Annotated in this window: 16 protein-coding genes and 3 rRNA genes; 11 read left to right on the top strand and 8 right to left on the bottom strand. The window is 68.3% G+C overall.

The window, feature by feature from the left end; translation table 11 throughout:
• The first annotated feature begins 2 nt into the window (after positions 1-2).
• The 4 genes from OG361_RS15540 to rrf all read left to right on the top strand — a co-directional run bounded on the left by OG361_RS15540 (position 3) and on the right by rrf (position 6,728).
• Positions 3-1,010 carry a stage II sporulation protein M gene (locus tag OG361_RS15540; RefSeq protein ID WP_405853966.1) on the top strand — a complete coding sequence of 336 codons (1,008 nt, stop codon included), beginning with the start codon at positions 3-5 and terminating at the stop codon, positions 1,008-1,010.
• Positions 1,011-1,588: 578 nt separating this feature from the next.
• Positions 1,589-3,114: ribosomal RNA gene (locus OG361_RS15535) — 16S ribosomal RNA — on the top strand.
• Positions 3,115-3,403: 289 nt separating this feature from the next.
• Positions 3,404-6,527 (top strand): 23S ribosomal RNA (locus tag OG361_RS15530).
• 84 nt (positions 6,528-6,611) lie between these two features.
• Positions 6,612-6,728: ribosomal RNA gene (rrf, locus tag OG361_RS15525) — 5S ribosomal RNA — on the top strand.
• Together the 16S, 23S and 5S rRNA genes form the textbook arrangement of a ribosomal RNA operon.
• Positions 6,729-6,829: 101 nt before the next feature.
• On the opposite strand, the gene OG361_RS15520 is transcribed toward rrf, so the two are convergent.
• The 5 genes from OG361_RS15520 to OG361_RS15500 are packed head-to-tail and all read right to left on the bottom strand — an operon-like array spanning position 6,830 to position 12,243.
• Positions 6,830-8,140 carry a DUF58 domain-containing protein gene (locus tag OG361_RS15520; RefSeq protein WP_405853964.1) on the bottom strand — a complete coding sequence of 437 codons (1,311 nt, stop codon included), beginning with the start codon at positions 8,138-8,140 and terminating at the stop codon, positions 6,830-6,832.
• A gap of 12 nt (positions 8,141-8,152) precedes the next feature.
• Positions 8,153-9,136, bottom strand: coding sequence for an AAA family ATPase (locus tag OG361_RS15515; RefSeq protein WP_405853962.1), 984 nt, complete (start codon positions 9,134-9,136; stop codon positions 8,153-8,155).
• A complete protein-coding gene (locus OG361_RS15510; protein WP_405853960.1) occupies positions 9,133-10,335 on the bottom strand; it encodes a DUF4350 domain-containing protein in 1,203 nt (400 codons plus the stop codon). The genes OG361_RS15515 and OG361_RS15510 overlap by 4 nt, the downstream gene beginning before the upstream one ends.
• The gene (locus OG361_RS15505) at positions 10,332-11,024 is read right to left on the bottom strand and encodes a DUF4129 domain-containing protein (protein ID WP_405853959.1); all 693 of its coding nucleotides are present in this window, start codon (positions 11,022-11,024) and stop codon (positions 10,332-10,334) included. Before OG361_RS15505 ends, OG361_RS15510 begins: the two co-directional genes overlap by 4 nt.
• A 4-nt stretch (positions 11,025-11,028) precedes the next feature.
• Positions 11,029-12,243: a glycerophosphoryl diester phosphodiesterase membrane domain-containing protein gene (locus tag OG361_RS15500; protein WP_405853957.1), complete on the bottom strand. Its 1,215-nt coding sequence runs from the start codon at positions 12,241-12,243 to the stop codon at positions 11,029-11,031.
• A 330-nt stretch (positions 12,244-12,573) separates the two neighbouring features.
• Between OG361_RS15500 and mtrA the strand changes: the two genes are divergently transcribed.
• From mtrA to OG361_RS15470, 6 genes are all read left to right on the top strand, one after another.
• Positions 12,574-13,251 (top strand): two-component system response regulator MtrA, encoded by a 678-nt coding sequence (gene mtrA / locus OG361_RS15495; RefSeq protein WP_024758631.1) that lies wholly within the window; start codon positions 12,574-12,576, stop codon positions 13,249-13,251.
• Between the two features lies 1 nt (position 13,252).
• The gene (gene mtrB / locus OG361_RS15490; protein ID WP_405853954.1) at positions 13,253-15,268 is read left to right on the top strand and encodes an MtrAB system histidine kinase MtrB; all 2,016 of its coding nucleotides are present in this window, start codon (positions 13,253-13,255) and stop codon (positions 15,266-15,268) included.
• A 43-nt stretch (positions 15,269-15,311) separates the two neighbouring features.
• Positions 15,312-17,123, top strand: coding sequence for an LpqB family beta-propeller domain-containing protein (locus OG361_RS15485; protein ID WP_405853952.1), 1,812 nt, complete (start codon positions 15,312-15,314; stop codon positions 17,121-17,123).
• Positions 17,124-17,307: 184 nt separating this feature from the next.
• Positions 17,308-18,123 carry a ComF family protein gene (locus tag OG361_RS15480; protein WP_405853950.1) on the top strand — a complete coding sequence of 272 codons (816 nt, stop codon included), beginning with the start codon at positions 17,308-17,310 and terminating at the stop codon, positions 18,121-18,123.
• A gap of 296 nt (positions 18,124-18,419) precedes the next feature.
• Positions 18,420-19,100, top strand: coding sequence for a ribosome hibernation-promoting factor, HPF/YfiA family (gene hpf, locus OG361_RS15475; protein WP_405853948.1), 681 nt, complete (start codon positions 18,420-18,422; stop codon positions 19,098-19,100).
• Positions 19,101-19,313: 213 nt separating this feature from the next.
• On the top strand, positions 19,314-20,081 hold the full coding sequence (locus tag OG361_RS15470) for a response regulator (protein WP_384563917.1): 768 nt from the start codon (positions 19,314-19,316) through the stop codon (positions 20,079-20,081).
• Positions 20,082-20,090: 9 nt separating this feature from the next.
• On the opposite strand, the gene OG361_RS15465 is transcribed toward OG361_RS15470, so the two are convergent.
• Together OG361_RS15465 and OG361_RS15460 are read right to left on the bottom strand one after the other, a co-directional pair.
• Positions 20,091-21,287 carry a winged helix-turn-helix domain-containing protein gene (locus OG361_RS15465; protein ID WP_405853945.1) on the bottom strand — a complete coding sequence of 399 codons (1,197 nt, stop codon included), beginning with the start codon at positions 21,285-21,287 and terminating at the stop codon, positions 20,091-20,093.
• Positions 21,288-21,354: 67 nt separating this feature from the next.
• Positions 21,355-21,942, bottom strand: coding sequence for a GNAT family N-acetyltransferase (locus OG361_RS15460; RefSeq protein ID WP_405853943.1), 588 nt, complete (start codon positions 21,940-21,942; stop codon positions 21,355-21,357).
• A gap of 240 nt (positions 21,943-22,182) precedes the next feature.
• Here OG361_RS15460 and secA point away from each other — a divergent pair, with 240 nt between their 5' ends.
• Positions 22,183-24,996, top strand: a complete 2,814-nt coding sequence (secA, locus tag OG361_RS15455) for a preprotein translocase subunit SecA (protein ID WP_405853941.1) — start codon at positions 22,183-22,185, stop codon at positions 24,994-24,996.
• Between the two features lie 117 nt (positions 24,997-25,113).
• Here the strand turns inward: secA and OG361_RS15450 are convergent, their stop codons facing one another.
• Positions 25,114-25,611 carry an Rv3235 family protein gene (locus OG361_RS15450; protein ID WP_405853939.1) on the bottom strand — a complete coding sequence of 166 codons (498 nt, stop codon included), beginning with the start codon at positions 25,609-25,611 and terminating at the stop codon, positions 25,114-25,116.
• Positions 25,612-25,661: the final 50 nt, after the last annotated feature.

Here is a 25,661-nt window from a genome sequence, read left to right as displayed (position 1 = left end):
TCATGGACCTCGACGTCTACGTCTCCGCCCACCGCGCCGAGTGGGAACGCCTCGACCACCTCCTCCGCAGGGGCGGCAGGCTCACCGGCGCCGAAGCCGACGAACTCGTCTCCCTCTACCAGCGCACGGCCACCCATCTCTCCATCGTCCAGTCCACCGCCCCGGACCCCCAGCTCACGGCCCGCCTCACCCAGCTCGTCGCCCGCGCCCGCGCCACGGTCACCGGCACCCGCCGCGCCTCCTGGCGCGACGCGGCCCGCTTCCTCACGGCCGGCTTCCCCGCCGCCGTCTACCGCTCCCGCCACTGGTGGATCCCGACCGCGGTCCTCTCCACCCTCCTGGCCGTCCTCATCGGCTGGTGGATCGGTACGCACCCGGAAGTCCAGGCGTCCATCGGCGCGCCCACCGAACTCCGCGAGATGACCCGCCCCGGCGGCCAGTACGAGACGTACTACTCCAGCCACCCGGCGGCCTCCTTCGCCGCCCAGGTCTGGACGAACAACGCCCAGGCCGCCGCCATGTGCCTGGTCCTGGGAGCGTTCCTGGGCATCCCGGTCCTCGCGATCCTCTTCCTCAACATGCTGAACCTCGGCGTAGGCATAGGCCTCATGTCCTCCGCCGGCCGCCTCGACGTCTTCCTGGGCCTGGTCCTGCCCCACGGGCTCCTCGAACTGACCGCGGTCTTCGTGGCCGCCGGCACGGGCCTCCGCCTCGGCTGGACCCTCATCGACCCGGGCCCCAGGACCCGCCGAGCCGCCCTCGCGGAACAGGGGCGCGCAGCCGTGGGCATGGCGATCGGCCTGGCACTCGTCCTCTTCGTCTCGGGCCTGATCGAAGGCTTCGTCACCCCCTCGGGCCTGCCGACCTGGGCCCGCATCACCATCGGCATCGTCGCTGAGCTGGCGTTTCTCGCCTACGTCTACGTCCTGGGCGGCCGAGCCTCCCGCGCCGGCGCCACCGGCGACCTCGACACACCCGATCGCAGCGCCGAGCTCCCCACCGCCTCCTGATGTGCGGACCACCCCGCTGACCTGCTAGCCTCCTCCGGTGCCCACAAAAGCCGTTGACACGGTGGCTGTGGGGAGGTAGATTTAAACGGTTGCCTAGAGCTGGACAGCTCGGCAGCAAGCTAGTAGAATCTCACTCACTCCAACAGGAATTTCGATTCCACGGAGTCATTTCGATTCTCATCCGAATCATGAAAGTCACCGATTAGGTCGGCCGAAATGATTCTGATAAAGTCGGAACAGCCGGAAGGGCCCGGAGCGAAAGCGAATGGGACCGGAAAGCACCGAGGAAATCGGATCGGAAAGATCTGATAGAGTCGGAAACGCAAGAACGAAGGGAAGCCCGGAGGAAAGCCCGAGAGGGTGAGTACAAAGGAAGCGTCCGTTCCTTGAGAACTCAACAGCGTGCCAAAAATCAACGCCAGATTAGTTGATACCCCGTCCATCTTCGGATGGTCGAGGTTCCTTTGAAAAAGTCCACCCCTAGCCGGGTGGCACACAGCGAGGACGCTGTGAACGATCGGTCTTATTCCGACTCGATCGTTCCGCTCTCGTGGTGTCGACCCGATTACGGGTAAACATTCACGGAGAGTTTGATCCTGGCTCAGGACGAACGCTGGCGGCGTGCTTAACACATGCAAGTCGAACGATGAAGCCCTTCGGGGTGGATTAGTGGCGAACGGGTGAGTAACACGTGGGCAATCTGCCCTTCACTCTGGGACAAGCCCTGGAAACGGGGTCTAATACCGGATAACACCGGCCTCTGCATGGAGGCTGGTTAAAAGCTCCGGCGGTGAAGGATGAGCCCGCGGCCTATCAGCTTGTTGGTGGGGTAATGGCCTACCAAGGCGACGACGGGTAGCCGGCCTGAGAGGGCGACCGGCCACACTGGGACTGAGACACGGCCCAGACTCCTACGGGAGGCAGCAGTGGGGAATATTGCACAATGGGCGAAAGCCTGATGCAGCGACGCCGCGTGAGGGATGACGGCCTTCGGGTTGTAAACCTCTTTCAGCAGGGAAGAAGCGAAAGTGACGGTACCTGCAGAAGAAGCGCCGGCTAACTACGTGCCAGCAGCCGCGGTAATACGTAGGGCGCAAGCGTTGTCCGGAATTATTGGGCGTAAAGAGCTCGTAGGCGGCTTGTCACGTCGGGTGTGAAAGCCCGGGGCTTAACCCCGGGTCTGCATCCGATACGGGCAGGCTAGAGTGTGGTAGGGGAGATCGGAATTCCTGGTGTAGCGGTGAAATGCGCAGATATCAGGAGGAACACCGGTGGCGAAGGCGGATCTCTGGGCCATTACTGACGCTGAGGAGCGAAAGCGTGGGGAGCGAACAGGATTAGATACCCTGGTAGTCCACGCCGTAAACGTTGGGAACTAGGTGTTGGCGACATTCCACGTCGTCGGTGCCGCAGCTAACGCATTAAGTTCCCCGCCTGGGGAGTACGGCCGCAAGGCTAAAACTCAAAGGAATTGACGGGGGCCCGCACAAGCAGCGGAGCATGTGGCTTAATTCGACGCAACGCGAAGAACCTTACCAAGGCTTGACATATACCGGAAAGCATTAGAGATAGTGCCCCCCTTGTGGTCGGTATACAGGTGGTGCATGGCTGTCGTCAGCTCGTGTCGTGAGATGTTGGGTTAAGTCCCGCAACGAGCGCAACCCTTGTCCTGTGTTGCCAGCATGCCCTTCGGGGTGATGGGGACTCACAGGAGACCGCCGGGGTCAACTCGGAGGAAGGTGGGGACGACGTCAAGTCATCATGCCCCTTATGTCTTGGGCTGCACACGTGCTACAATGGCCGGTACAAAGAGCTGCGATGCCGTGAGGCGGAGCGAATCTCAAAAAGCCGGTCTCAGTTCGGATTGGGGTCTGCAACTCGACCCCATGAAGTCGGAGTTGCTAGTAATCGCAGATCAGCATTGCTGCGGTGAATACGTTCCCGGGCCTTGTACACACCGCCCGTCACGTCACGAAAGTCGGTAACACCCGAAGCCGGTGGCCCAACCCCTTGTGGGAGGGAGCTGTCGAAGGTGGGACTGGCGATTGGGACGAAGTCGTAACAAGGTAGCCGTACCGGAAGGTGCGGCTGGATCACCTCCTTTCTAAGGAGCACAGTACCGATTGCAGGCAAATGTTCTGCACGGTCAGCTCATGGGTGGAACGTTGATTAGTTGGCGTGAGCGAACCTGATGGTTCTTCGAGTACTGCTTCGGCGTGGAAAGAAGAGTCCGGTGGGTGGCTCACGCTTGGCACGTTGTTGGGTATCTGAGGGTGCGGCCGTATGGTCGTTGCCTTCGTGATGCCGGCCCCAGTGAACTCATCGGCTTGTCCGGTGGGGTGATGGGTGGCTGGTCGTTGTTTGAGAACTACACAGTGGACGCGAGCATCTGTGGCCAAGTTTTTAAGGGCGCACGGTGGATGCCTTGGCACCAGGAACCGATGAAGGACGTGGGAGGCCACGATAGTCCCCGGGGAGCCGTCAACCAGGCTTTGATCCGGGGGTTTCCGAATGGGGAAACCCGGCAGTCGTCATGGGCTGTCACCCATGCCTGAACACATAGGGCATGTGGAGGGAACGAGGGGAAGTGAAACATCTCAGTACCCTCAGGAAGAGAAAACAACCGTGATTCCGGGAGTAGTGGCGAGCGAAACCGGATGAGGCCAAACCGTATGCGTGTGATACCCGGCAGGGGTTGCGCATGCGGGGTTGTGGGATCTCTCTTTCACAGTCTGCCGGCTGTGAGACGAGTCAGAAACCGTATGGATAGGCGAAGGACATGCGAAAGGTCCGGCGTAGAGGGTAAGACCCCCGTAGCTGAAATTCATGCGGCTCGTTTGAGAGACACCCAAGTAGCACGGGGCCCGAGAAATCCCGTGTGAATCTGGCGGGACCACCCGCTAAGCCTAAATATTCCCTGGTGACCGATAGCGGATAGTACCGTGAGGGAATGGTGAAAAGTACCGCGGGAGCGGAGTGAAATAGTACCTGAAACCGTGTGCCTACAAGCCGTGGGAGCGTCGCTCATTGGGTTTACCCAATGGGTCGTGACTGCGTGCCTTTTGAAGAATGAGCCTGCGAGTTTGCGGTGTGTTGCGAGGTTAACCCGTGTGGGGAAGCCGTAGCGAAAGCGAGTCCGAATAGGGCGATTCAGTAGCACGCTCAAGACCCGAAGCGGAGTGATCTAGCCATGGGCAGGTTGAAGCGGAGGTAAGACTTCGTGGAGGACCGAACCCACCAGGGTTGAAAACCTGGGGGATGACCTGTGGTTAGGGGTGAAAGGCCAATCAAACTCCGTGATAGCTGGTTCTCCCCGAAATGCATTTAGGTGCAGCGTCGTGTGTTTCTTGCCGGAGGTAGAGCACTGGATAGGCGATGGGCCCTACCGGGTTACTGACCTTAGCCAAACTCCGAATGCCGGTAAGTGAGAGCACGGCAGTGAGACTGTGGGGGATAAGCTCCATGGTCGAGAGGGAAACAGCCCAGAGCATCGACTAAGGCCCCTAAGCGTACGCTAAGTGGGAAAGGATGTGGAGTCGCAGAGACAACCAGGAGGTTGGCTTAGAAGCAGCCACCCTTGAAAGAGTGCGTAATAGCTCACTGGTCAAGTGATTCCGCGCCGACAATGTAGCGGGGCTCAAGCGTACCGCCGAAGTCGTGTCATTGCAGCGTATAGCCCCAACGGGTGTTGTGATGGGTAGGGGAGCGTCGTGTGCCGGGTGAAGCAGCCGCGGAAGCGAGTTGTGGACGGTTCACGAGTGAGAATGCAGGCATGAGTAGCGATACACACGTGAGAAACGTGTGCGCCGATTGACTAAGGGTTCCTGGGTCAAGCTGATCTGCCCAGGGTAAGTCGGGACCTAAGGCGAGGCCGACAGGCGTAGTCGATGGACAACCGGTTGATATTCCGGTACCCGCTTTGAAACGCCCAATATCGAGCCCATTAATGCTAAGGCCGTGAAGCCGTTCCGGACCCTTCGGGGAAAGGAAAGTGGTGGAGCCGTCGACCCAAGGTGGTAGTAGGTAAGCGATGGGGTGACGCAGGAAGGTAGTCCAGCCCGGGCGGTGGTAGTCCCGGGGTAAGGGTGTAGGGCGTGTGATAGGCAAATCCGTCACGCATTAAGCCTGAGACCTGATGCCGAGCCGATTGTGGTGAAGTGGATGATCCTATGCTGTCGAGAAAAGCCTCTAGCGAGTTTCATGGCGGCCCGTACCCTAAACCGACTCAGGTGGTCAGGTAGAGAATACCGAGGCGTTCGGGTGAACTATGGTTAAGGAACTCGGCAAAATGCCCCCGTAACTTCGGGAGAAGGGGGGCCATCACTGGTGATCGGATTTACTCCGTGAGCTGGGGGTGGCCGCAGAGACCAGCGAGAAGCGACTGTTTACTAAAAACACAGGTCCGTGCGAAGCCGTAAGGCGATGTATACGGACTGACGCCTGCCCGGTGCTGGAACGTTAAGGGGACCGGTTAGTCACATTTCGGTGTGGCGAAGCTGAGAACTTAAGCGCCAGTAAACGGCGGTGGTAACTATAACCATCCTAAGGTAGCGAAATTCCTTGTCGGGTAAGTTCCGACCTGCACGAATGGCGTAACGACTTCTCGACTGTCTCAACCATAGGCCCGGTGAAATTGCACTACGAGTAAAGATGCTCGTTTCGCGCAGCAGGACGGAAAGACCCCGGGACCTTTACTACAGTTTGATATTGGTGTTCGGTTCGGCTTGTGTAGGATAGGTGGGAGACTTTGAAGCCGTGACGCCAGTCATGGTGGAGTCGCCGTTGAAATACCACTCTGGTCGTGCTGGATGTCTAACCTCGGTCCGTGATCCGGATCAGGGACAGTGTCTGATGGGTAGTTTAACTGGGGCGGTTGCCTCCCAAAGGGTAACGGAGGCGCCCAAAGGTTCCCTCAGCCTGGTTGGCAATCAGGTGTTGAGTGTAAGTGCACAAGGGAGCTTGACTGTGAGACCGACGGGTCGAGCAGGGACGAAAGTCGGGACTAGTGATCCGGCGGTGGCTTGTGGAAGCGCCGTCGCTCAACGGATAAAAGGTACCCCGGGGATAACAGGCTGATCTTCCCCAAGAGTCCATATCGACGGGATGGTTTGGCACCTCGATGTCGGCTCGTCGCATCCTGGGGCTGGAGTCGGTCCCAAGGGTTGGGCTGTTCGCCCATTAAAGCGGTACGCGAGCTGGGTTTAGAACGTCGTGAGACAGTTCGGTCCCTATCCGCTGCGCGCGCAGGAATATTGAGAAGGGCTGTCCCTAGTACGAGAGGACCGGGACGGACGAACCTCTGGTGTGCCAGTTGTCCTGCCAAGGGCATGGCTGGTTGGCTACGTTCGGGAGGGATAACCGCTGAAAGCATCTAAGCGGGAAGCCTGCTTCGAGATGAGTATTCCCACCTCCTTGAGAGGGTAAGGCTCCCAGTAGACGACTGGGTTGATAGGCCGGATGTGGAAGCCCAGTAATGGGTGGAGCTGACCGGTACTAATAGGCCGAGGGCTTGTCCTCAGTTGCTCGCGTCCACTGTGTTAGTTCTGAAGTAACGAACACGCCCCCCTTTGGGTGGTGCGGCGGTTCATATCTTCATAGTGTTTCGGTGGTCATAGCGTTAGGGAAACGCCCGGTTACATTCCGAACCCGGAAGCTAAGCCTTTCAGCGCCGATGGTACTGCAGGGGGGACCCTGTGGGAGAGTAGGACGCCGCCGAACAATCATTGTGGGAAAGCCCCGCACCTTATGGTGCGGGGCTTTTCTGCGTTCCGGGGCCGGAACCTTTCGATACGGGTGTGTCGACGACGGGATGGCTCGGGTCAGAGGCGGCCGGCTGCTTTCAGTGCGAGATAGGCGTCCGCCAGGGCCGGGGCGAGGGTGTCGGGCGAGGCGTCGACGACGGTGACGCCGTGGCGGCGCAGCTGGTCCGCCGTACGGGCGCGCTGGGCCTGGGCCTGGGTGGCCGCGGCGGCTTCGTAGACGCCTTCGATCGTGCCTCGCGTGGCGGCCATCGCGGCGGTGTGGGGATCGGCGACGGAGGCCAGCAGGACCGTGTGACGCTGGGTGAGCTGCGGCAGGACCGGGAGGAGGCCCTCCTCGATCGGGGCCGCGTCGAGGGCTGTCAGAAGGACGATGAGCGAGCGGCGTGGGGCGCGGGAGAGAGCCGTCGCCGCGAGGCCGCGGGCGTCGGTCTCCACCAGCTCCGGTTCGAGCGGAGCGAGCGCGTTGACCACGGCGGGCAGGACGTCACCCGCGGAGCGGCCCTGGACCTGGGCGCGGAGGCGGCGGTCGTACGCCAGGAGGTCCACGCGGTCGCCTGCGCGGGAGGCGAGCGCGGTGAGGAGGAGAGCGGCGTCCATGGCGGCGTCCAGGCGCGGGACGTCGCCGACGCGGCCGGCCGAGGTACGACCGGTGTCGAGGACGACGAGGATGTGACGGTCGCGCTCCGGGCGCCAGGTGCGGACGGCCACGGCGGTCTGGCGGGCGGTCGCCCGCCAGTCGATCGAGCGGGTGTCGTCACCGGGCACGTACTCGCGGAGGCTGTCGAACTCGGTTCCCTCGCCGCGGGTCAACACGCTGGTGCGGCCGTCGAGTTCACGGAGGCGGGCCAGGCGGGACGGGAGGTGCTTGCGGCTGGTGAAGGGGGGCAGGACGCGGACCGTCCAGGGGACCTCGTGGTTTCCCTGGCGGGCGGCGAGGCCGAGAGGACCGTAGGAGCGGACGGTGATCCGTTCTGCTCGCCGGTCGCCGCGCCGGGTCGGGCGCAGGCTCGTGGTGAGGCGGCGGCGCTCGCCGGCGGGAACCGTCAGTTCCTGTCGGGACGCGGCCTGTTCGGTGCAGGGCAGCCAGCTGCTGGGCGGCCAGGCGTCGCGGAGCTGGGCGCGGAGGCGGCGGCGGGACGGGTTGGTCACCGTGAGCTGGACTTCTGCCGCGTCACCGAGTCGAACGGACGTATCACCACTTCGGGTGAACTGGAGCGTTCGCACTGGCGCGGCCATGGCGTAGTCGCACAGAATTGCTAGTGAGAGAGGCGCGTTCACCACGAGCATCCCCGCCCAGCTGGGGGCGAGGATGCCGACGGGGAGCGATCCGAGGGCGGCGAGCAGCGCGGTTCGTCCGGTGAGGGCCATGGGGCGCCGTTCTCAGCGGGGGACGGGGACGTGGGCGAGGATCGAGTTGATGACGGAGTCACCGGTGACTCCCTCCATCTCGGCCTCGGGCCGCAGGTGGATGCGATGACGCAGGGTGGGGAGAGCGAGGGCCTTCACGTCGTCCGGGGTGACGTAGTCCCGGCCGGTGAGCCAGGCCCAGGCGCGGGCGGTGGAGAGCAGTGCGGTGGCGCCTCGGGGGGAGACCCCGAGCGTGAGTGAGGGGGATTCACGCGTGGCACGACAGATATCGACGACATAGCCGGTGATCTCGGCGGAGACCGAGACCTTGGCAACGGCGGCCCGGGCGGCTTCGAGCTCGGCGGGACCTGCGGCGGGGCGGACGCCGGCGGCCTTCAGGTCGCGGGGATCGAAGCCCTCGGCGTGACGGGTGAGGACATGGATCTCGTCCGCGCGTGAGGGCAGAGGGACCGTCAGTTTCAGCAGGAACCGGTCCAGTTGGGCCTCGGGGAGCGGGTAGGTGCCCTCGTACTCGACGGGGTTCTGGGTCGCTGCGACCAGGAAGGGCTCGGGGAGGGCGCGTGGCGTTCCGTCGACGGTGACCTGGCGTTCCTCCATCGCCTCCAGGAGGGAGGCCTGGGTCTTCGGGGGCGTGCGGTTGATCTCGTCGGCGAGCAGCAGGTTGGTGAAGACCGGGCCGGGCTGGAAGGAGAACTCTGCGGTCCGGGCGTCGTAGACCAGGGAGCCGGTGACGTCACTCGGCATCAGGTCGGGGGTGAACTGGACGCGCTTGGTGTCGAGTTCGAGGGCGGCGGCGAGCGAGCGGACCAGCAGGGTCTTGGCGACTCCGGGGACGCCTTCGAGAAGGACGTGCCCCCGGCAGAGCAGGGCGACGACGAGACCGGTGACGGCGGGGTCCTGGCCGACCACGGCCTTTCCGATCTCGGTGCGCAGGGCCTCCAGGGAGGCGCGGGCGCTGTCCGAGTTCGTAGCGGTCTCGGGGGTCGGGGCGCTCATGAGGTGCGTACCTCTCTTTCGAGGGCGTCGAGTTGGTCCGCCAGGCGGATGAGGGTGGCGTCGTCGGCGGGAGCCGGGCCGAAGAGGAGAGTCCTGGGGTCCGCGGTGGTCTCGGGGAGACGGGCGGAGAGCGCGGGGAGGAGGCGCTCGGAGGAGTGGGCGTCCTGTGCGGCGACGCCCAGGAGGGGGGCGATGCGGGCGCGGGTCGCGGTGCGCAGGACGGAGGCGGCGCGGTCGCGGGCGTTGGCCTTGCGGTAGAGGCGGGCGCGGCCCTCGGTGGCCTCGGAAGCGCGGACGGCGACAGGGAGTCGTTCGGTCACGAGGGGGCCGAGGCGACGGCCGCGCCAGACGGCGGCGAGCAGTGCGGCGACGGCGAGTTGGAGCGTGCCCCACAGCCAGCCGGAGGGGATGAGCGAGAGGAAGTTGCCCGTGGTGTCGCCGGCGGGTGCGTCGGTGGTGGCCGAGGTGTCGGCGAGGGAGGGGAGGTACCAGACGAGATGGGGCCGGGAGCCGAGGAGTTGCAGGGCGAGGGAGGCGTTGCCCTGCTGGTCGAGACGGTTGTTGTAGAGGATGTCGGGCGAGCCGAGGAGGACGGTGTCGGTGGTGTCGGAGCCGGGAAGGCGGACCAGGGTCGGCTGGCCGTCGGAGGGGTAGCAGGCGTCGGCCGCGGTGCCGGGGTCGGTGGTGTAGCGCTCGCCGCCGAGTGCGACGCTGCCGGCGCGGGTGGCGGCGGGCAGGGTGCAGGTGGGGGCGAGGTCCGTCACGGGGGCGCTGCCGGCGGAGGTGACCTCCGGGGCCAGGGTGTCGAGCGAGGCCGGGCCGGCGCCGAGGAGGACGGTGCGACCGGCGGAACTCGTCATGGCCGAGCGGAGCGCGGTCTGCTGAGTGTGCGTCAGGAAATCAGGGGTGGTGACCAGGAGCGTGGTTCGGGCGTCCGCGGCGGTCGTGGCCTCGTCGAGCGTGGTGGCGACGGTGACCGTGACGCCGAGCTTCTCGAGGAGCTCCGCGACGGCGCGGCTGCCGGTGGGGTCGGCGGAGCGGGGGTCGAGGGTGCCGTGGGACTCGGTGGAGCGGATCGTCGCGAGCGCGATGCCGCCGATCAGGATCAGGGCGACGACGAGGGCCGCGCCACGGGCCCGGGTCCAGATCTGACGGGCGGACAGGGCGGTCGAGGTGGAGTCGACGGCCGGTCGGCTCATGCGGGTGCCCCCGTGGACGTGGTGTCGAGGGTGGGGCGGGTCCGCTCCAGGGCGGTGTCCAGTTCCTCGATGCGGCGGTACGCGGGTTCGTCGGCGGTGCGGCCGCCGTATGTGACGTCGTCGAAGACGCGGGCCGCGAGGCGGAGGGCGTCCGCGTGGGAGGGGAGTGAGCGGCCGGCCTCGGCGGCGGCCTCGTCGGCGGTGCGGCCGGGGCGGGGGTCGAGCAGGACGCGCTCTTCGAGGGAGCGGACGATGGCCCGCATCCGTTCCTGGACGGCCTGGTTCCAGCGGCCGGCGGCGGCGTGGCGGTCGGCGGCCGAGCGGTGCTCGGCGGCGGTGCGGGGGCCGTCCGCGAAGAGGGAGTCGCCGGCCGTGCCGGGGGCCCTGCGGGGGGTGCCGAGTCGCCACCACAGGGCGGCGACCAGGGCGAGGACGACCAGGACGATCGCGACGAGGCCCAGGACGCCGCCCGGGGTGGCTCCGGAAGCCGCGCCGAAGAGATCGTCGACCCACTCCCAGAAGCGGTCGAGCCCGCGCTGGAGGAGGTTCGGGTCGTTCTCGTGGTACATCGGCTCGGACAGCTCCCGCTCCGCCGCCTCGCGGGCGGGGATGCGGGAGATGTCCACCGGTACGTCGCCGTCGGCGCGCGGGTGTGTGAGCTTCGCGGTCGTTCCCCCCGGGACCGTCAAGGAATCAGCCCCCGACGGTCTCGTCGCCCGGAGTGGGGCCGTAGCCGGGGAGGCCGGCGGCACGGGCCAGTTCGAGGTCCAGGGCTTCGCGGCGGATGCGCTGGTCCACGTAGAGCAGGACGGTCACGCCGGCCGAGATCGGGTAGGTGATCGCACTGGTGATCACGCCGCCGATGCCCGTGATGATCAGGAACGGCCAGCCGAAGGCGGTGGTGGAGCCGGAGAGCAGGCCGGAGAAGCCGTCGCCGTCGACGGCGATGCCGACGATGGCGAACGGGATCGCGATGATCATGGCGAAGATGAAGATCAGCAGCTGCGTGAGCAGGGTGATGCCGAAGATCCGCCACCACGAGCCCTGCACCAGCTTGGCCGAGCGCTTCAGGGACTTCACGATGCCCTGACGTTCCAGCATCAGGGCGGGGGAGGCGAGGCTGAAGCGGATCATCAGCCAGACGACCACCACGACGGCGCCGAGCCCGCCGAGCAGGGTCAGAGCGACGCCCGGGGCTCCCCCGACCAGGAGGCCGGGCAGCAGGCCGACGAGGATGACGGCCGCACTCAGGGCCGCCATCAGGAGCGTCAGCCCGATGAGCTGGAGGAGCCGAGGGCGGGCCTCGTGCCAGGCGTCGCCGAGCGTGACCGGTCGGCCCACGACGGCGCGGCTGATGACGACGGTCAGCAGTGCCGCGCAGACCAGGGAGGCCATCAGCGTGACGAGCAGGGCGGGGCCGAGGCCGATCAGGGAGTCCTGGGCCGCCTGGAGGGACTGCTCCAGCTCCTCGGCGGGGGTGGCGTCGGCGCTGAGTCCCGGTGTCGTGGGGACGAGGAACCGCTGGGCCAGTATGTCGGCGATCTGGGAGATCACCGCGACCGTGACCGTGATGGACAGGACCGTGCGCCAGTAGGTGCGCAGGGTCTTCACCGAGCCGTCGAGGATCTCGCCCATGCCCAGCGGGCGCAGCGGGATCACACCCGGCTTCGCGGCCGGCGGCCTGCCCCAGTGGGCGTTCGGCGGCGGGGCTCCCCAGTTCCGGCCGGGCGCCGGGGGCGGCGTCTGGCCGGTGGGCGGGGACCACTGGCCGGCGGGCGGCTGGTCCTTGGACCACTGAGGGGCGGAGCCGTTCGCGTCGGCGGGCGTGGTGGGCCGGGGGATCCCGGAGCCGTCCTGGCCGTCGGAGGGGGCGGATCCGGGCGAGGTCCAGCCCGGAGTGTCGTTCACGGTCGTCCACCTCGGAGGAATGGTCGCGGTGCCGGATCGGCGAACCGGCTCGGTCACGGCGGCCGACACCTGACACGGCGGCGGGCCGGGTGCCATCGTGCCACGCGGGGCCCGCCCGTGGGCGGGAGCGGCCTTCTCCTTCGTACCTTTGTCCGGACCTTCATTGTGTGGACGTGAGACGGCACACTGTGCGAATGCCCGATCTGGACGCGCGACCCGTGCGACGGCGGGCCGAGCGGAGCGCGACCCACGAGGTTGTGGCCCAGGCTGGGGGAGACGCTGTGGGACAGGTCACGGCAGGTAACGATTGGCTAATGGGATGATGTCGATATGAAGGGACGCGTTCTCGTCGTCGACGACGACACCGCACTGGCCGAGATGCTCGGCATCGTGCTGCGGGGTGAAGGGTTCGATCCGTCGTTCGTCGCGGACGGTGACAAGGCGCTTGCCGCATTCAGGGAGGCCAAGCCGGACCTGGTGCTGCTGGACCTGATGCTGCCCGGAAGGGACGGCATCGAGGTGTGCCGGCTCATCAGGGCCGAGTCGGGTGTGCCGATCGTCATGCTCACCGCGAAGAGCGACACTGTCGACGTGGTGGTGGGCCTGGAGTCCGGGGCCGACGACTACATCGTGAAGCCGTTCAAGCCAAAGGAGCTCGTCGCCCGTATCCGGGCGCGGCTGCGTCGGTCCGAGGAGCCGGCGCCGGAGCAGCTCACCATCGGTGACCTGGTCATCGATGTCGCCGGGCACTCCGTGAAGCGGGAGGGGCAGTCCATCGCCCTGACCCCGCTCGAGTTCGACCTGCTCGTCGCGCTGGCGCGCAAGCCGTGGCAGGTGTTCACCCGTGAGGTCCTGCTGGAGCAGGTCTGGGGTTACCGGCACGCGGCCGACACCCGGCTGGTGAACGTGCACGTCCAGCGGTTGCGCTCGAAGGTCGAGAAGGACCCGGAGCGCCCGGAGATCGTGGTGACCGTCCGTGGTGTCGGTTACAAGGCGGGACCGAGCTGACATGAGTACAGGCAGTACTGCTCCGAAGCCCGGGGACCCGGGAGGCCGTACGGGGCGGACTGCCGGACCGGGGCGGGGGGGCCCGCGTTTCGGCCGTCTGCCCGGTGGACGGCTGCTCAAGGACGGGGCACCGGGTGGACCGGTGTTCCGGCTCTTCGCGCGCTGGGTACGCCGGCCGCTGCTGCCCGCTGTGCGGCTGTGGCGGCGGAACATCCAGCTGCGGGTCGTCGCGGGCACCCTGCTGATGTCCCTCGGGGTGGTGCTTCTGCTGGGCCTCGTCGTCATCGGCCAGGTCCGCAACGGGCTGCTCGATGCCAAGGAGAGGGCCGCCCAGAGCCAGGCCGCGGGCGGGTTCTCCGCCGCGCAGGACCGGGCGGCGACCACTCCGTCGGCGCCCGGCCAGCAGGACGGCGGGCGGACCGGCGCGTCCGTGAACTGGCGCTCCACGCTCGTCGAGCAACTCGCCAGCGGTGGCCAGAGCGCCTTCAACGTGGTCGCGCTCTCCCTCGACAGCGGTGACACCGCGAGCCGTGGCGCCCGGGCCTCGGGCGAGGTCGACCCCGCCAAGAGCATCCCCGCCGACCTGAGGCACTCCGTCGCCCAGGGCGCGAACACCTTCCAGAAGTCGACCCGGATCTACTACACGAGCGGCAAGTCGTCCGAGGCCGGGCTGGTGATCGGCCAGCGGCTGAACGACGCCGACGGCACCCCGTACGAGCTGTACTACCTCTTCCCGCTGACGCAGGAGGAGGATTCCCTCACCCTGGTCAAGGGCACGCTGGCGACCGCCGGGCTGTTCGTCGTCGTGCTGCTCGGCGCGATCGCCTGGCTCATGGTGCGCCAGGTCGTCACGCCCGTCCGGATGGCCGCCGGGATCGCCGAGCGGCTCTCGGCGGGCCGTCTCCAGGAACGGATGAAGGTCACCGGCGAGGACGACATCGCCCGGCTCGGCGAGGCCTTCAACAAGATGGCCCAGAGCCTTCAGCTCAAGATCCAGCAGCTGGAGGAGCTGTCGCGGATGCAGCGGCGGTTCGTCTCGGACGTCTCGCACGAGCTCCGCACCCCGCTGACCACGGTCCGGATGGCCGCCGACGTCATCCACGAGGCCCGTGTCGACTTCGACCCCGTCACGGGGCGCGCCGCCGAACTCCTCGGCGATCAGCTCGACCGCTTCGAGTCGCTGCTCTCCGACCTTCTGGAGATCAGCCGGTTCGACGCGGGCGCGGCGGCCCTGGAGGCCGAGCCGATAGACCTTCGCCAGGTGGTGCGCCGGGTCATCGGCGGCGCCGAACCCCTCGCCGAGCGCAAGGGCACCCGCATCGTGGTCCTCGGCGACGAGCAGCCCGTGGTGGCCGAGGCGGACGCCCGCCGGGTCGAGCGGGTGCTGCGCAACCTCGTCGTCAACGCCGTCGAGCACGGCGAGGGCCGGGACGTGGTGGTGAAGCTGGCCGCCGCGGGCGGAGCCGTCGCCGTCGCCGTCCGCGACTACGGCGTCGGACTCAAGCCGGGCGAGGCGACCCGGGTCTTCAACCGCTTCTGGCGCGCCGACCCCGCCCGTGCGCGCACCACCGGCGGTACGGGCCTCGGCCTGTCGATCGCCGTGGAGGACGCCCGGCTGCACGGCGGCTGGCTGCAGGCCTGGGGTGAGCCCGGTGGCGGTTCGCAGTTCCGGCTGACCCTGCCGCGGACCGCGGACGAGCCGCTGCGGGGCTCCCCGATCCCGCTGGAGCCCGAGGACTCGCGGCGCAACCGGGATCAGGCGGCCGTCGGGCGCGCCCAGGAGAGCGCGCGCCGCGCGGCGGTTCCGGCGCAGCCCGCAGGGGACCGGCAGGCGCTCTCCGTGCCGCCGAGGCTGCCCGCGCCGTCGCGGGCGACCGTCGACCCGACGGCCCTGCCCGGCAGCGGCGCGCGGGTGGTGGCGCGAGCGGCGGCGGACACCGACGGGGGCGGGACGAGTACGGCATCGGCCGGGGGAACCGGGAACACGGAGCGGGGGGACGGGACACGTGGGCGCTGACTCCCGAGAGGGTCGCGTGGGGGCGGGCCGGAGCTCGCGCGCGATGGTGCTGGCCGCCTGCGGCGGGCTCCTCGTGACCGGGTGCGCGACGATGCCCGACAGCGGAGAGGTGCAGGCGGTGAAGGGGGCCAACCCCGGTGACTCGCAGGTACGGGTCTATGCCGTCGCCCCGCGGGAGAACGCGGTCCCGGACGAGATCGTCGACGGCTTCCTGGAGGCCATGACCAGTGACGACCCCGGCTTCTCCACCGCCCGCAAGTACCTGACGAAGCAGGCTTCGCGGACGTGGAAGCCGGAGCAGAGCATCACCGTGCTCACCACCGCGCCCGACCGCGATCCGGCCGACCGCAACGCCGACCCGGACACTCCCGGCCGCGCCTATCCGCTCGCCGGCCGCAAGATCGCCACCGTGGACGCCCGGCACGCCTACCAGCCGATCAGCCCCGCCGAGTACGTGCAGTCGATCCACGTCGTGCAGCAGCCGACGCCCAACGGCAAGGGCAAGGAGTGGCGCATCGACAGCCTGCCGCCCGGCCTGGTGCTCGGTGAGGCGGACTTCCTGCGCAACTACCGGTCGGTCAACAAGTACTACTTCGCCTCCGGGGAGGACTGGGTCGTGGCCGACCCGGTCTACATCCGGCAGCGGCAGGACCCGGTCACCCGTATGGACCCCGTGACGCAGACCGTCAGGGCGCTGCTCGAAGGGCCGACGAACTGGCTGAAGCCGGCCGTCGACTCGCAGTTCCCCTCCGGCACCGAGCTGAAGAAGGGCGTCACGTCGCTGACGACGGACGACCAGTCCACGTTGAAGGTGCCGCTCAGCGCCAAGGCCGACCGGGTCAGCGGCGAGGTGTGCCGGCGGATGGCGGCGCAGCTGCTGTTCACGCTGGGCGACCTGACCTCCGTACGCGTCGAGCAGGTCGAGCTCCAGGGGTCGAGCGGGGCTCCGCTGTGCCGCCTGGGCAAGGGGCAGCTGGCCGACTTCGCGGCGGTCCGCGGCACCGTGCGGCCGGAGAGCCCGTACTTCCTCGACGAGCACGGCAAGCTGATGATGCTGGAGGTCGAGGGCAAGGAGGCCGACGCGCCGGTCGAGGTGCCGGGGCCGTTCGGCGGGGGGACGACCCCGTTGCAGTCGGTCGCCGTCGACCGGGGTGAGACCCGCGCGGCCGGGGTCGGGAAGAACGGACGCGAGCTGTTCGTCTCCTCGATCACCACGGAGCAGGATCCGCTGCCGGCGGTGCTGACCAGCAAGGCGGCCCGTCCGACGGACCGGCTCTCGACTCCGAGCTGGGACGGGCGGGGCGACCTCTGGGTCGCCGACCGCAACCCCGCGGAGTCGCGCCTGTGGATGGTGCCGGGCGGCTCCGGCGAACCGGTCGAGGTCCGTACGCCGTGGCTCGGTGAGGACACGCGCGTGGAGGCGCTGCGGGTCTCGGCCGACGGGGTGCGGATCGCCCTCCTCGTGACGCAGGGGGAGCGCACCACGCTGCAGATCGGCCGGGTCGAGCGGCAGACCACGGGGGCGGAGCCCGCCGTGTCGGTCGTCGACCTGCAGCCCGCCGCGCCGCGGATGGAGTCGGTCACGGCCGTCTCCTGGGCCGGCCCGAGCCAGCTGGTCGTCGTCGGCAAGGAAGCGGGTGGCGTCCAGCAGATCCGCTACCTCCAGACGGACGGATCGACGTCGGCGAGCTCGGTGCTTCCCGGCCTGAACGGGGTGACCTCGGTCGCCGCGCCGAACAGCAACGCGTCGCCGGTCGTGGCGGATTCCGGAAACGACGGCATCGTCAGGCTTGTGCCGGGCACGAACTGGCAGCCGTTGGTCAAGACCGGCACCTCACCCGTCTACCCCGGATAGCGCGGAGCCGATCGGAGCCGATCGGAGCCGATCAGAGCCGATCGGAGCGGTCGTAGCGGGTCGGACGTGCCCTGTCCGACCGCGACCTGACGGACTTCGGCCGTCCGGTGCGGTTCGGCGCCGTCGGCGCCCCGGGTTTTCCACAGGGGTGGTCCGGCGCGGCGGGAAGGCGCACAGTGGAGTCATGCGGGGGTGGTGGCGTGAGATCGCCGGGCTGGTCCTGCCGGTCGCCTGCGGAGGCTGCGGCAGGCCGCGCACGGCCCTGTGCCCGGAGTGCGCCGGTGAGTTGACCGGGGCCGGGCCGCGCAGGGTGCGACCCGCGCCCGAGCCGTCCGGGCTGCCGGTGGTCCACGCCGTCGCGCCGTACGCCGACGCCGTACGCGAACTGCTCCTCGCCCACAAGGAGCGCGGGGCGCTGGCGCTGGCCGGGCCCCTGGGCGGCGCGCTCGCCGAGGCCGTGAAGGCCTCTGCCGGGCCCGCCACGGGCCCCGCTCCACCGCCGCTTCTCCTTGTACCGGTGCCGTCCTCACGGCGCTCCGTGCGGGCGCGTGGCCACGATCCGACGCGGCGGATCGCGCTGGCCGCGGCCGCCCGGCTGCGGCGCGGGGGCAGGGCGGCCCGGGTCGTGCCCGTCCTGCGTCAGCGGCGGTACGTGGCGGACCAGGCGGGACTCGGGGCGCGCGGGCGGCTGGCGAACCTCTCCGGGGCGCTGGAGATCGTGCCGGGCGGTGCGCGGCTCATCGAGTCCGGACGGGTGGTTCTCGTGGACGACCTGATGACCACGGGCGCTTCGCTCGCGGAGGCGGCGCGCGCACTCGCAGACGTACACCTGCCGTTCATTCCCGGATTAGCGCAGGGATTGAGGGAGGGGTCGGCGGAAGGCTCGGCGCGGCATGGAATCGAACAGCGGAAGGCCGCTGTGATCGCATCCTCTCCCGCCTCGTTCGAAATAAACCGGAACTCGCCAAGAACTTGGATCGTTGCAGGTGGTGAGAGGTGAAAGCACCCGAACGGAGGTATGTCGCGGTAGCGGGTGCCGACACCCGTCCGAAGGGGCTATGTTCGGTTGTGAGGAATGGCGAATGCCATCGCCCTCGCCGAATACATGGTTGCGCCTACAGGACAGGAGTTCAGGGCGAATTAACCTCTTGTCGATGGGGTGGGGATCTTGTCGACTGGGGAGGAGGAGGTGAAAGTCGCCAAGTCCGAGCTCCGGTAACCACCGGAGTACTGGTGCAAAGGGAGATGCCCTGCGGCCAAGGAGCCGACCAGGGCGATCCGGGAACGGAGTTCTGCGTGGACATCGTCGTCAAGGGCCGCAAGACCGAGGTGCCCGAGCGGTTCCGGAAGCACGTGGCCGAGAAGCTGAAGCTGGAGAGAATCCAGAAGCTCGACGGCAAGGTGATCAGCCTCGACGTCGAGGTGTCCAAGGAGCACAACCCGCGGCAGGCCGACCGGTCGGACCGCGTGGAGATCACCCTCCACTCCCGAGGCCCGGTGATCCGGGCCGAAGCGGCGGCAGGCGACCCGTACGCAGCCCTCGACCTCGCCAGCGACAAGCTGGAGGCCCGGCTGCGCAAGCAGCACGACAAGCGGTACACCCGCCGTGGCAACGGCAGGCTGTCGGCGGCGGAGGTCGGGGACGTGGTGCCCGGCGCCGCCCAGCTCAACGGTGACGGCCAGCTGGTCGTCGACGAGACCGACAAGGTGCCCACCACGATGATGGGCTCGATCGAGGTCCAGGGCGAAGGCCCGCTGGTGGTGCGCGAGAAGACCCACCGGGCCGCCCCCATGACGCTCGACCAGGCGCTCTACGAGATGGAGCTGGTCGGCCACGACTTCTATCTTTTCGTCGACTCCGACAACAAGCAGCCGAGCGTCGTCTACCGGCGACACGCGTACGACTACGGCGTCATCCACCTGGAGAGCGACCCGCTCGCCGAGGGCGGCGGCGCCGGCGGTGCGCTCGGCGGCTGACAGGCCGCCACCGCACCACCCACACACCTCAGGTATCCCTCAGGGTGCCCCTGGAGCGCGGTTCGCGCCCCCAGGGGCACCCCCGTGCGTCCACGGGTCACCCCGCGCGCCGCCGGGGCATGAAATCATGACGTGCACGCCAACCGGTGCTCTTCGGGCAGTGGTTGAAGGACCGGAAACGAATTCAGGCCACGGCCTTCAGGGGGAGGAACGATGGCGGACAGCTTCGGCCCGGTGCTCAGCGGGCGTGAGTCCTATCGTGCGGCGACTTCGGAGGGTGCTCCGGAGGGATCGGAATCGGACAGCGACGCGTGCCGCAAGGAGCCGATTCGGGTTCTCGTCGTGGACGACCACGCCCTCTTCCGCCGCGGCCTGGAGATCGTCCTGGCCCAGGAGGAGGACATCCAGGTCGTCGGTGAGGCCGGTGACGGGGCCGAGGCCGTCGACAAGGCCGCCGATCTGCTGCCCGACATCGTTCTGATGGACGTACGGATGCCCCGGCGCGGCGGCATCGAGGCGTGCACCTCCATCAAGGAGGTGGCCCCCAGTGCGAAGATCATCATGCTGACGATCAGCGACGAGGAGGCCGACCTCTACGACGCGATCAAGGCCGGGGCGACCGGCTACCTCCTCAAGGAGATCTCCACCGACGAGGTCGCGACGGCGATCCGCGCGGTCGCCGACGGGCAGTCGCAGATCAGTCCGTCGATGGCGTCCAAACTCCTCACCGAGTTCAAGTCGATGATCCAGCGCACCGACGAGCGCAGGCTCGTGCCCGCGCCCCGGCTGACGGACCGTGAGCTGGAGGTCCTCAAGCTCGTCGCGACCGGGATGAACAACCGGGACATCGCCAAGGAGCTGTTCATCTCCGAGAACACGGTGAAGAACCACGTCCGGAACATCCTGGAGAAGCTTCAGCTGCACTCCCGCATGGAGGCCGTGGTCTACGCCATGCGGGAGAAGATCCTCGAGATCCGGTAGGGAGCCCGGTCAGCCCAGCGCCCGCACCAGCTCCGGTACGAGCTCGGGGTGGTTCACCCGGTCCGGAACCACGGACACCGCGTCGCAGCCGACCCACTCGGCCGCCTCGCGCAGCGCCCGGGCCACCGCCGGTACGGCCTTGGGGCCGTCGAGCGTGACCTGCCGGGCGACCAGCGTGCCGCCCTCGCGCGCCGGGTCCACCCGGCCGACCAGCCGGCCCCCGGCCAGGACCGGCATCGCGAAGTAGCCGTGCACCCGCTTCTGCTTCGGCACGTACGCCTCCAGGCGGTGCGTGAAGCCGAAGATCCGCTCCGTGCGCGCCCGCTCCCAGATCAGCGAGTCGAACGGCGAGAGCAGCGTCGTCCGGTGACGGCCGCGGGGCTCGGTCGCCAGCGCCGCAGGGTCCGCCCACGCGGGCTTCCCCCAGCCCGCCACCGTGACCGGAACGAGCCCCGAGGCCTCGACCACGGCGTCGAACTGCTCGCCCTTGATGCGGTGGTAGTCGGCGATGTCCGCGCGCGTGCCCACGCCCAGCGCCTCGCCCGCCTGACGCACCAGACGCCGCACGCACTCGGTGTCGTCCAGCTCGTCGTGGAGCAGCGCCTGCGGGATCGCCCGCTCGGCCAGGTCGTACACCCGCTTCCAGCCGCGCCGCTCGACCACCACCACCTCGCCGTTCATCAGCGCCCGCTCGACGGCGATCTTCGCGTCGGACCAGTCCCACCACTCGCCCTTGTTCTTCGCGCCCCCCAGCTCGGTGGCGGTCTGCGGGCCCTCGGCCCGCAGCTGGTCGATCACCTTGTCGTACGCCCCGGCCGACAGGTCGTGGTGCCATTGCGGGCGGTCGCGGTAGGCGCGGCGGCGGAAGGCGAAGTGGGGCCACTCCTCGATCGGCAGGACGCAGGCCGCGTGCGACCAGTACTCGAAGGCGTGGGGCCGGGCCGGAGCCGCGCCGGCGGGCGCGGCGGTCCAGTAGGCCTCCTCGACCGTCGTACGGCCCACGGCGCCCAGGCGCGCGTACGGAATGAGCTCGTGCGAGCGGGCCAGTACGGAGATCGTGTCGAGCTGCACCTGGCCGAGACCGCGCAGCACCCCGCGCACCCCGGACCTGCGGTCGGGCGCGCCCAGGAATCCCTGGGCGCGCAGCGCGATCCGGCGGGCTTCGTCGGCGGACAGTTCGGCGGCGGGGCGCGGCGCAGTCGTCATGCGTCGCACCCTAGGGCCCGGCACTGACAACCCGCCCGGAGCACCGGGAGCCGAGCGGATCCGCAGGTCAGCCCGTGGCCGGCTGCTCGCGGGCCGGGAGGTACGGCAGCGGGCTCTGCAGGCCGAAGTCCGAGGGGAGCAGGGCGCCGGCCCAGCAGTCCCGGAGCGTGCCCTTGTTGACGAGGCCGGCGCGCTGGACGCCTTCCAGGGCGAAGCCGGCGCGCTCGGCCACCGCTCGCGACCCGGCGTTGCCGAGCTCGGCGCGCCAGATCAGGCGGGTGCAGCCGAGCCCCGTGAACGCCCAGTGGGCCAGGGCGCGGACGGTCTCGGTCATGTAGCCGTGGCCCCGGTGCTCCCGGCGCAGCCAGTAGCCGACCTCCCAGACCCCGGAGCCTCGGCTGATCAGCGAGATCGCCGCGAGCAGCGGGCCGCCGGCCAACGGCTCGACGGCGAAGGTGTAGTCCGAGTCCTCGCGCCAGCCGTCGGGCACCAGCCGGTTCAGGAAGAACTCGGCGTCCTGCCGGGTGTAGGGGTCCGGGACGACGGTCCAGCGCCGAATGTCCGGGTCCTGGCAGATTTCGTACACCGTGTCGAGGTCCCCGGGGACGAAGTTCCGCAGGCGCAGTCGGTCGGTGGTGAGGGTGATCGGCTCCATGTCTGGATTGTGGTGAGCCGCCGGACCTGAAGCGAACACTTTTCGGGTGGGGCGGCACCTTCCGACCACCTCGTGCGTTCTCTTTGAGGGAGGTCGTGCGGCTCGGGCACTGCGGGCCTCCCTTCGCGAGGGCGGTCTCGCTTACGATGGCCGTTACGGTGGGGACCACCTGCCGTGCCCCGCGCTCGCGTCCATGACAAGACCCAGTGCCAGGCCCGACCGGCAAGGAGACCAGCCTCAGTGTCCGTCTTCAACAAGCTCATGCGTGCAGGCGAAGGCAAGATCCTGCGCAAACTGCACCGCATCGCGGACCAGGTCAACTCCATCGAAGAGGACTTCGTCAACCTCTCCGACGCCGAGTTGCGGGCGCTCACCGATGAGTACAAGCAGCGGTACGCCGACGGTGAGAGCCTCGACGACCTGATGCCCGAGGCCTTCGCGACGGTGCGCGAGGCCGCCAAGCGTGTCCTCGGACAGCGTCACTACGACGTCCAGCTGATGGGTGGCGCCGCGCTCCACCTCGGCTACGTCGCCGAGATGAAGACCGGTGAGGGCAAGACCCTCGTCGGCACCCTCCCGGCGTACCTCAACGCGCTCTCCGGCAAGGGCGTGCACCTGATCACGGTCAACGACTACCTGGCCGAGCGGGACTCCGAGCTCATGGGCCGGGTGCACAAGTTCCTCGGTCTGACCGTCGGCTGCATCCTTGCCAACATGACGCCTGCCCAGCGCCGTGAGCAGTACAGCTATGACATCACGTACGGCACGAACAACGAGTTCGGCTTCGACTACCTCCGCGACAACATGGCGTGGTCCCAGGACGAGCTCGTCCAGCGCGGCCACAACTTCGCCTGTGTCGACGAGGTCGACTCGATCCTCGTCGACGAGGCCCGTACGCCGCTGATCATCTCCGGCCCGGCCGACCAGGCGACGAAGTGGTACGGCGACTTCGCCAAGCTCGTCACCCGCCTCTCCAAGGGCGAGCCCGGCAACCAGCTCAAGGGCATCGAGGAGACCGGCGACTACGAGGTCGACGAGAAGAAGCGCACCGTCGCCATCCACGAGGCGGGCGTCGCCAAGGTCGAGGACTGGCTGGGCATCGACAACCTCTACGAGTCGGTGAACACCCCCCTCGTCGGGTACTTGAACAACGCCATCAAGGCGAAGGAACTGTTCAAGAAGGACAAGGACTACGTCGTCATGGACGGCGAAGTCATGATCGTCGACGAGCACACCGGCCGAATCCTCGCCGGTCGCCGCTACAACGAGGGCATGCACCAGGCGATCGAGGCGAAGGAAGGGGTGGCGATCAAGGACGAGAACCAGACCCTCGCCACGATCACCCTCCAGAACTTCTTCCTGCTGTACTCGAAGCTGTCCGGCATGACCGGTACGGCCATGACCGAGGCCGCGGAGTTCCACCAGATCTACAAGCTCGGCGTCGTCCCGATCCCCACGAACAGGCCGATGATCCGCAAGGACCAGTCCGACCTGATCTACCGGACCGAGGTCGCCAAGTTCGCCGCCGTCGTCGACGACATCGCGGAGAAGCACGAGAAGGGTCAGCCGATCCTCGTCGGCACGACCTCCGTCGAGAAGTCCGAGTACCTCTCGCAGCAGCTCTCCAAGCGCGGCGTCCAGCACGAGGTCCTCAACGCCAAGCACCACGACCGCGAGGCCAGCATCGTCGCCCAGGCCGGCCGTCGCGGCGCCGTCACCGTCGCCACGAACATGGCCGGTCGCGGTACGGACATCAAGCTCGGCGGCAACCCGGACGACCTCGCCGAGGCCGAGCTGCGCCAGGCCGGTCTGGACCCGGTCGACCACGTCGAGGAGTGGGCCGCGGCCCTCCCCGCCGCCCTGGAGCGCGCCGCGAAGGCCGTGAAGGCGGAGTTCGAGGAGGTCAAGGACCTCGGCGGGCTGTACGTGCTCGGCACCGAGCGCCACGAGTCCCGCCGTATCGACAACCAGCTGCGCGGTCGTTCCGGCCGTCAGGGCGACCCCGGCGAGTCCCGCTTCTACCTCTCGCTCGGTGACGACCTGATGCGCCTGTTCAAGGCGCAGATGGTCGAGCGCGTGATGGCCATGGCCAACGTGCCGGACGACGTGCCGATCGAGAACAAGATGGTCACCCGCGCCATCGCCTCCGCCCAGTCGCAGGTCGAGACCCAGAACTTCGAGACGCGTAAGAACGTCCTGAAGTACGACGACGTCCTCAACCGGCAGCGCCAGGTCATCTACGGCGAGCGCCGTCGCGTCCTGGAGGGCGAGGACCTGCACGAGCAGATCCAGCACTTCATGGACGACACGATCGACGACTACATCCGCCAGGAGACCGCCGAGGGCTTCGCGGAGGAGTGGGACCTCGACCGTCTGTGGAACGCCTTCAAGCAGCTCTACCCGGTGAAGGTCACCGTGGAGGAGCTGGAGGACGCGGCCGGGGACCGGGCGGGCATCACCGCCGAGTTCATCGCCGAGTCGATCAAGGGCGACATCCACGAGCAGTACGACGAGCGTGAGAAGCAGCTCGGCTCGGAGATCATGCGTGAGCTGGAGCGGCGCGTGGTCCTGTCGGTCCTGGACCGCAAGTGGCGCGAGCACCTCTACGAGATGGACTATCTCCAGGAGGGCATCGGCCTGCGCGCGATGGCGCAGAAGGACCCGCTGGTCGAGTACCAGCGCGAGGGCTTCGACATGTTCACCGCCATGATGGAGGGCATCAAGGAGGAGTCCGTCGGCTACCTGTTCAACCTGGAGGTCCAGGTCGAGCAGCAGGTCGAGGAGGTCCCCGTGCAGGCGACCGCTCCCTCGCTGGACAAGGGCGACGCGGTGCCGGCCGGTGCCGGAACCGGGCGTCCGGAGATCCGCGCCAAGGGACTCGACGCGCCGCAGCGGCCGGACCGGCTGCACTTCTCCGCTCCGACCGTCGACGGTGACGGCGGTGTCGTCGAGGGCGACTTCGCCGCCGACGAGGACTCGGGCGACGGGATGACGCGGGCGGAGCGCCGTAAGGCGCAGAAGAACGCGAGCGGTGGGCGTCGCCGTAAGAAGTGAGGCGCTGCCGCCGAGGGCCCTGACGAAGGGTCGCTGACGCGGTGGGTTCGGTGTGAGGGGTCGGTCGCCCGGTGGGTGGCCGGCCCCTTCGTCGTGCCTGGAGGGGGGCGTCGCGAGTCAGGCGTGGTGGGGCGTCACGCCGAGACCGTCGAGCTCGACTGCGGCGCAGCGCCAGCGCTGGTCGGCGCCGCGCTCCAGGCGGAACGCCATGGCCCGTACGCGGTGGCCGGTGGCGATGCTCGCGAAGGCCTCCACGGCGCCGTGGAGGGGGTGTGGCTGCACGGAGCAGCGGCGCAGGACCGGGCGCGGGCCGAGCGACCGCAGCGGGGTCGTCGGGGCGAGCCGGACGAGCTGCTCGTACGCCTCGCCGACGGTGTGGCCGAGCATCCAGTGGACCGGCCGCTCCCCGCTGAGCACGGCGAGCAGGCGCTCGGCGAAGACGGTGTGCGGGGGGAGTGTGCGGGGCGCGGTACGGGGGTGCGTGCCCGCGGCGCCGCGGGGGCGGGTGCCGGCCGGACCGCCGGGCGCGGTGCGGGGACGCGGGGTGCGTGGGGTGCGCGGGCGGGTCGTGGCCGTGGCGGGGGGCGGCGTCTGTGTGGCGGGCGTGATGTCCATGGCGATCCCCTGTCGTTGCGTAACCGAGTGATACCAGTCGGTAACTTTCG

The organism is Streptomyces sp. NBC_00090 (assembly GCF_045160815.1).
Classification (GTDB): domain Bacteria; phylum Actinomycetota; class Actinomycetes; order Streptomycetales; family Streptomycetaceae; genus Streptomyces.
Note: the sequence above shows the minus strand (reverse complement) of the source record. Positions and strands in the feature narration are given on the sequence as shown.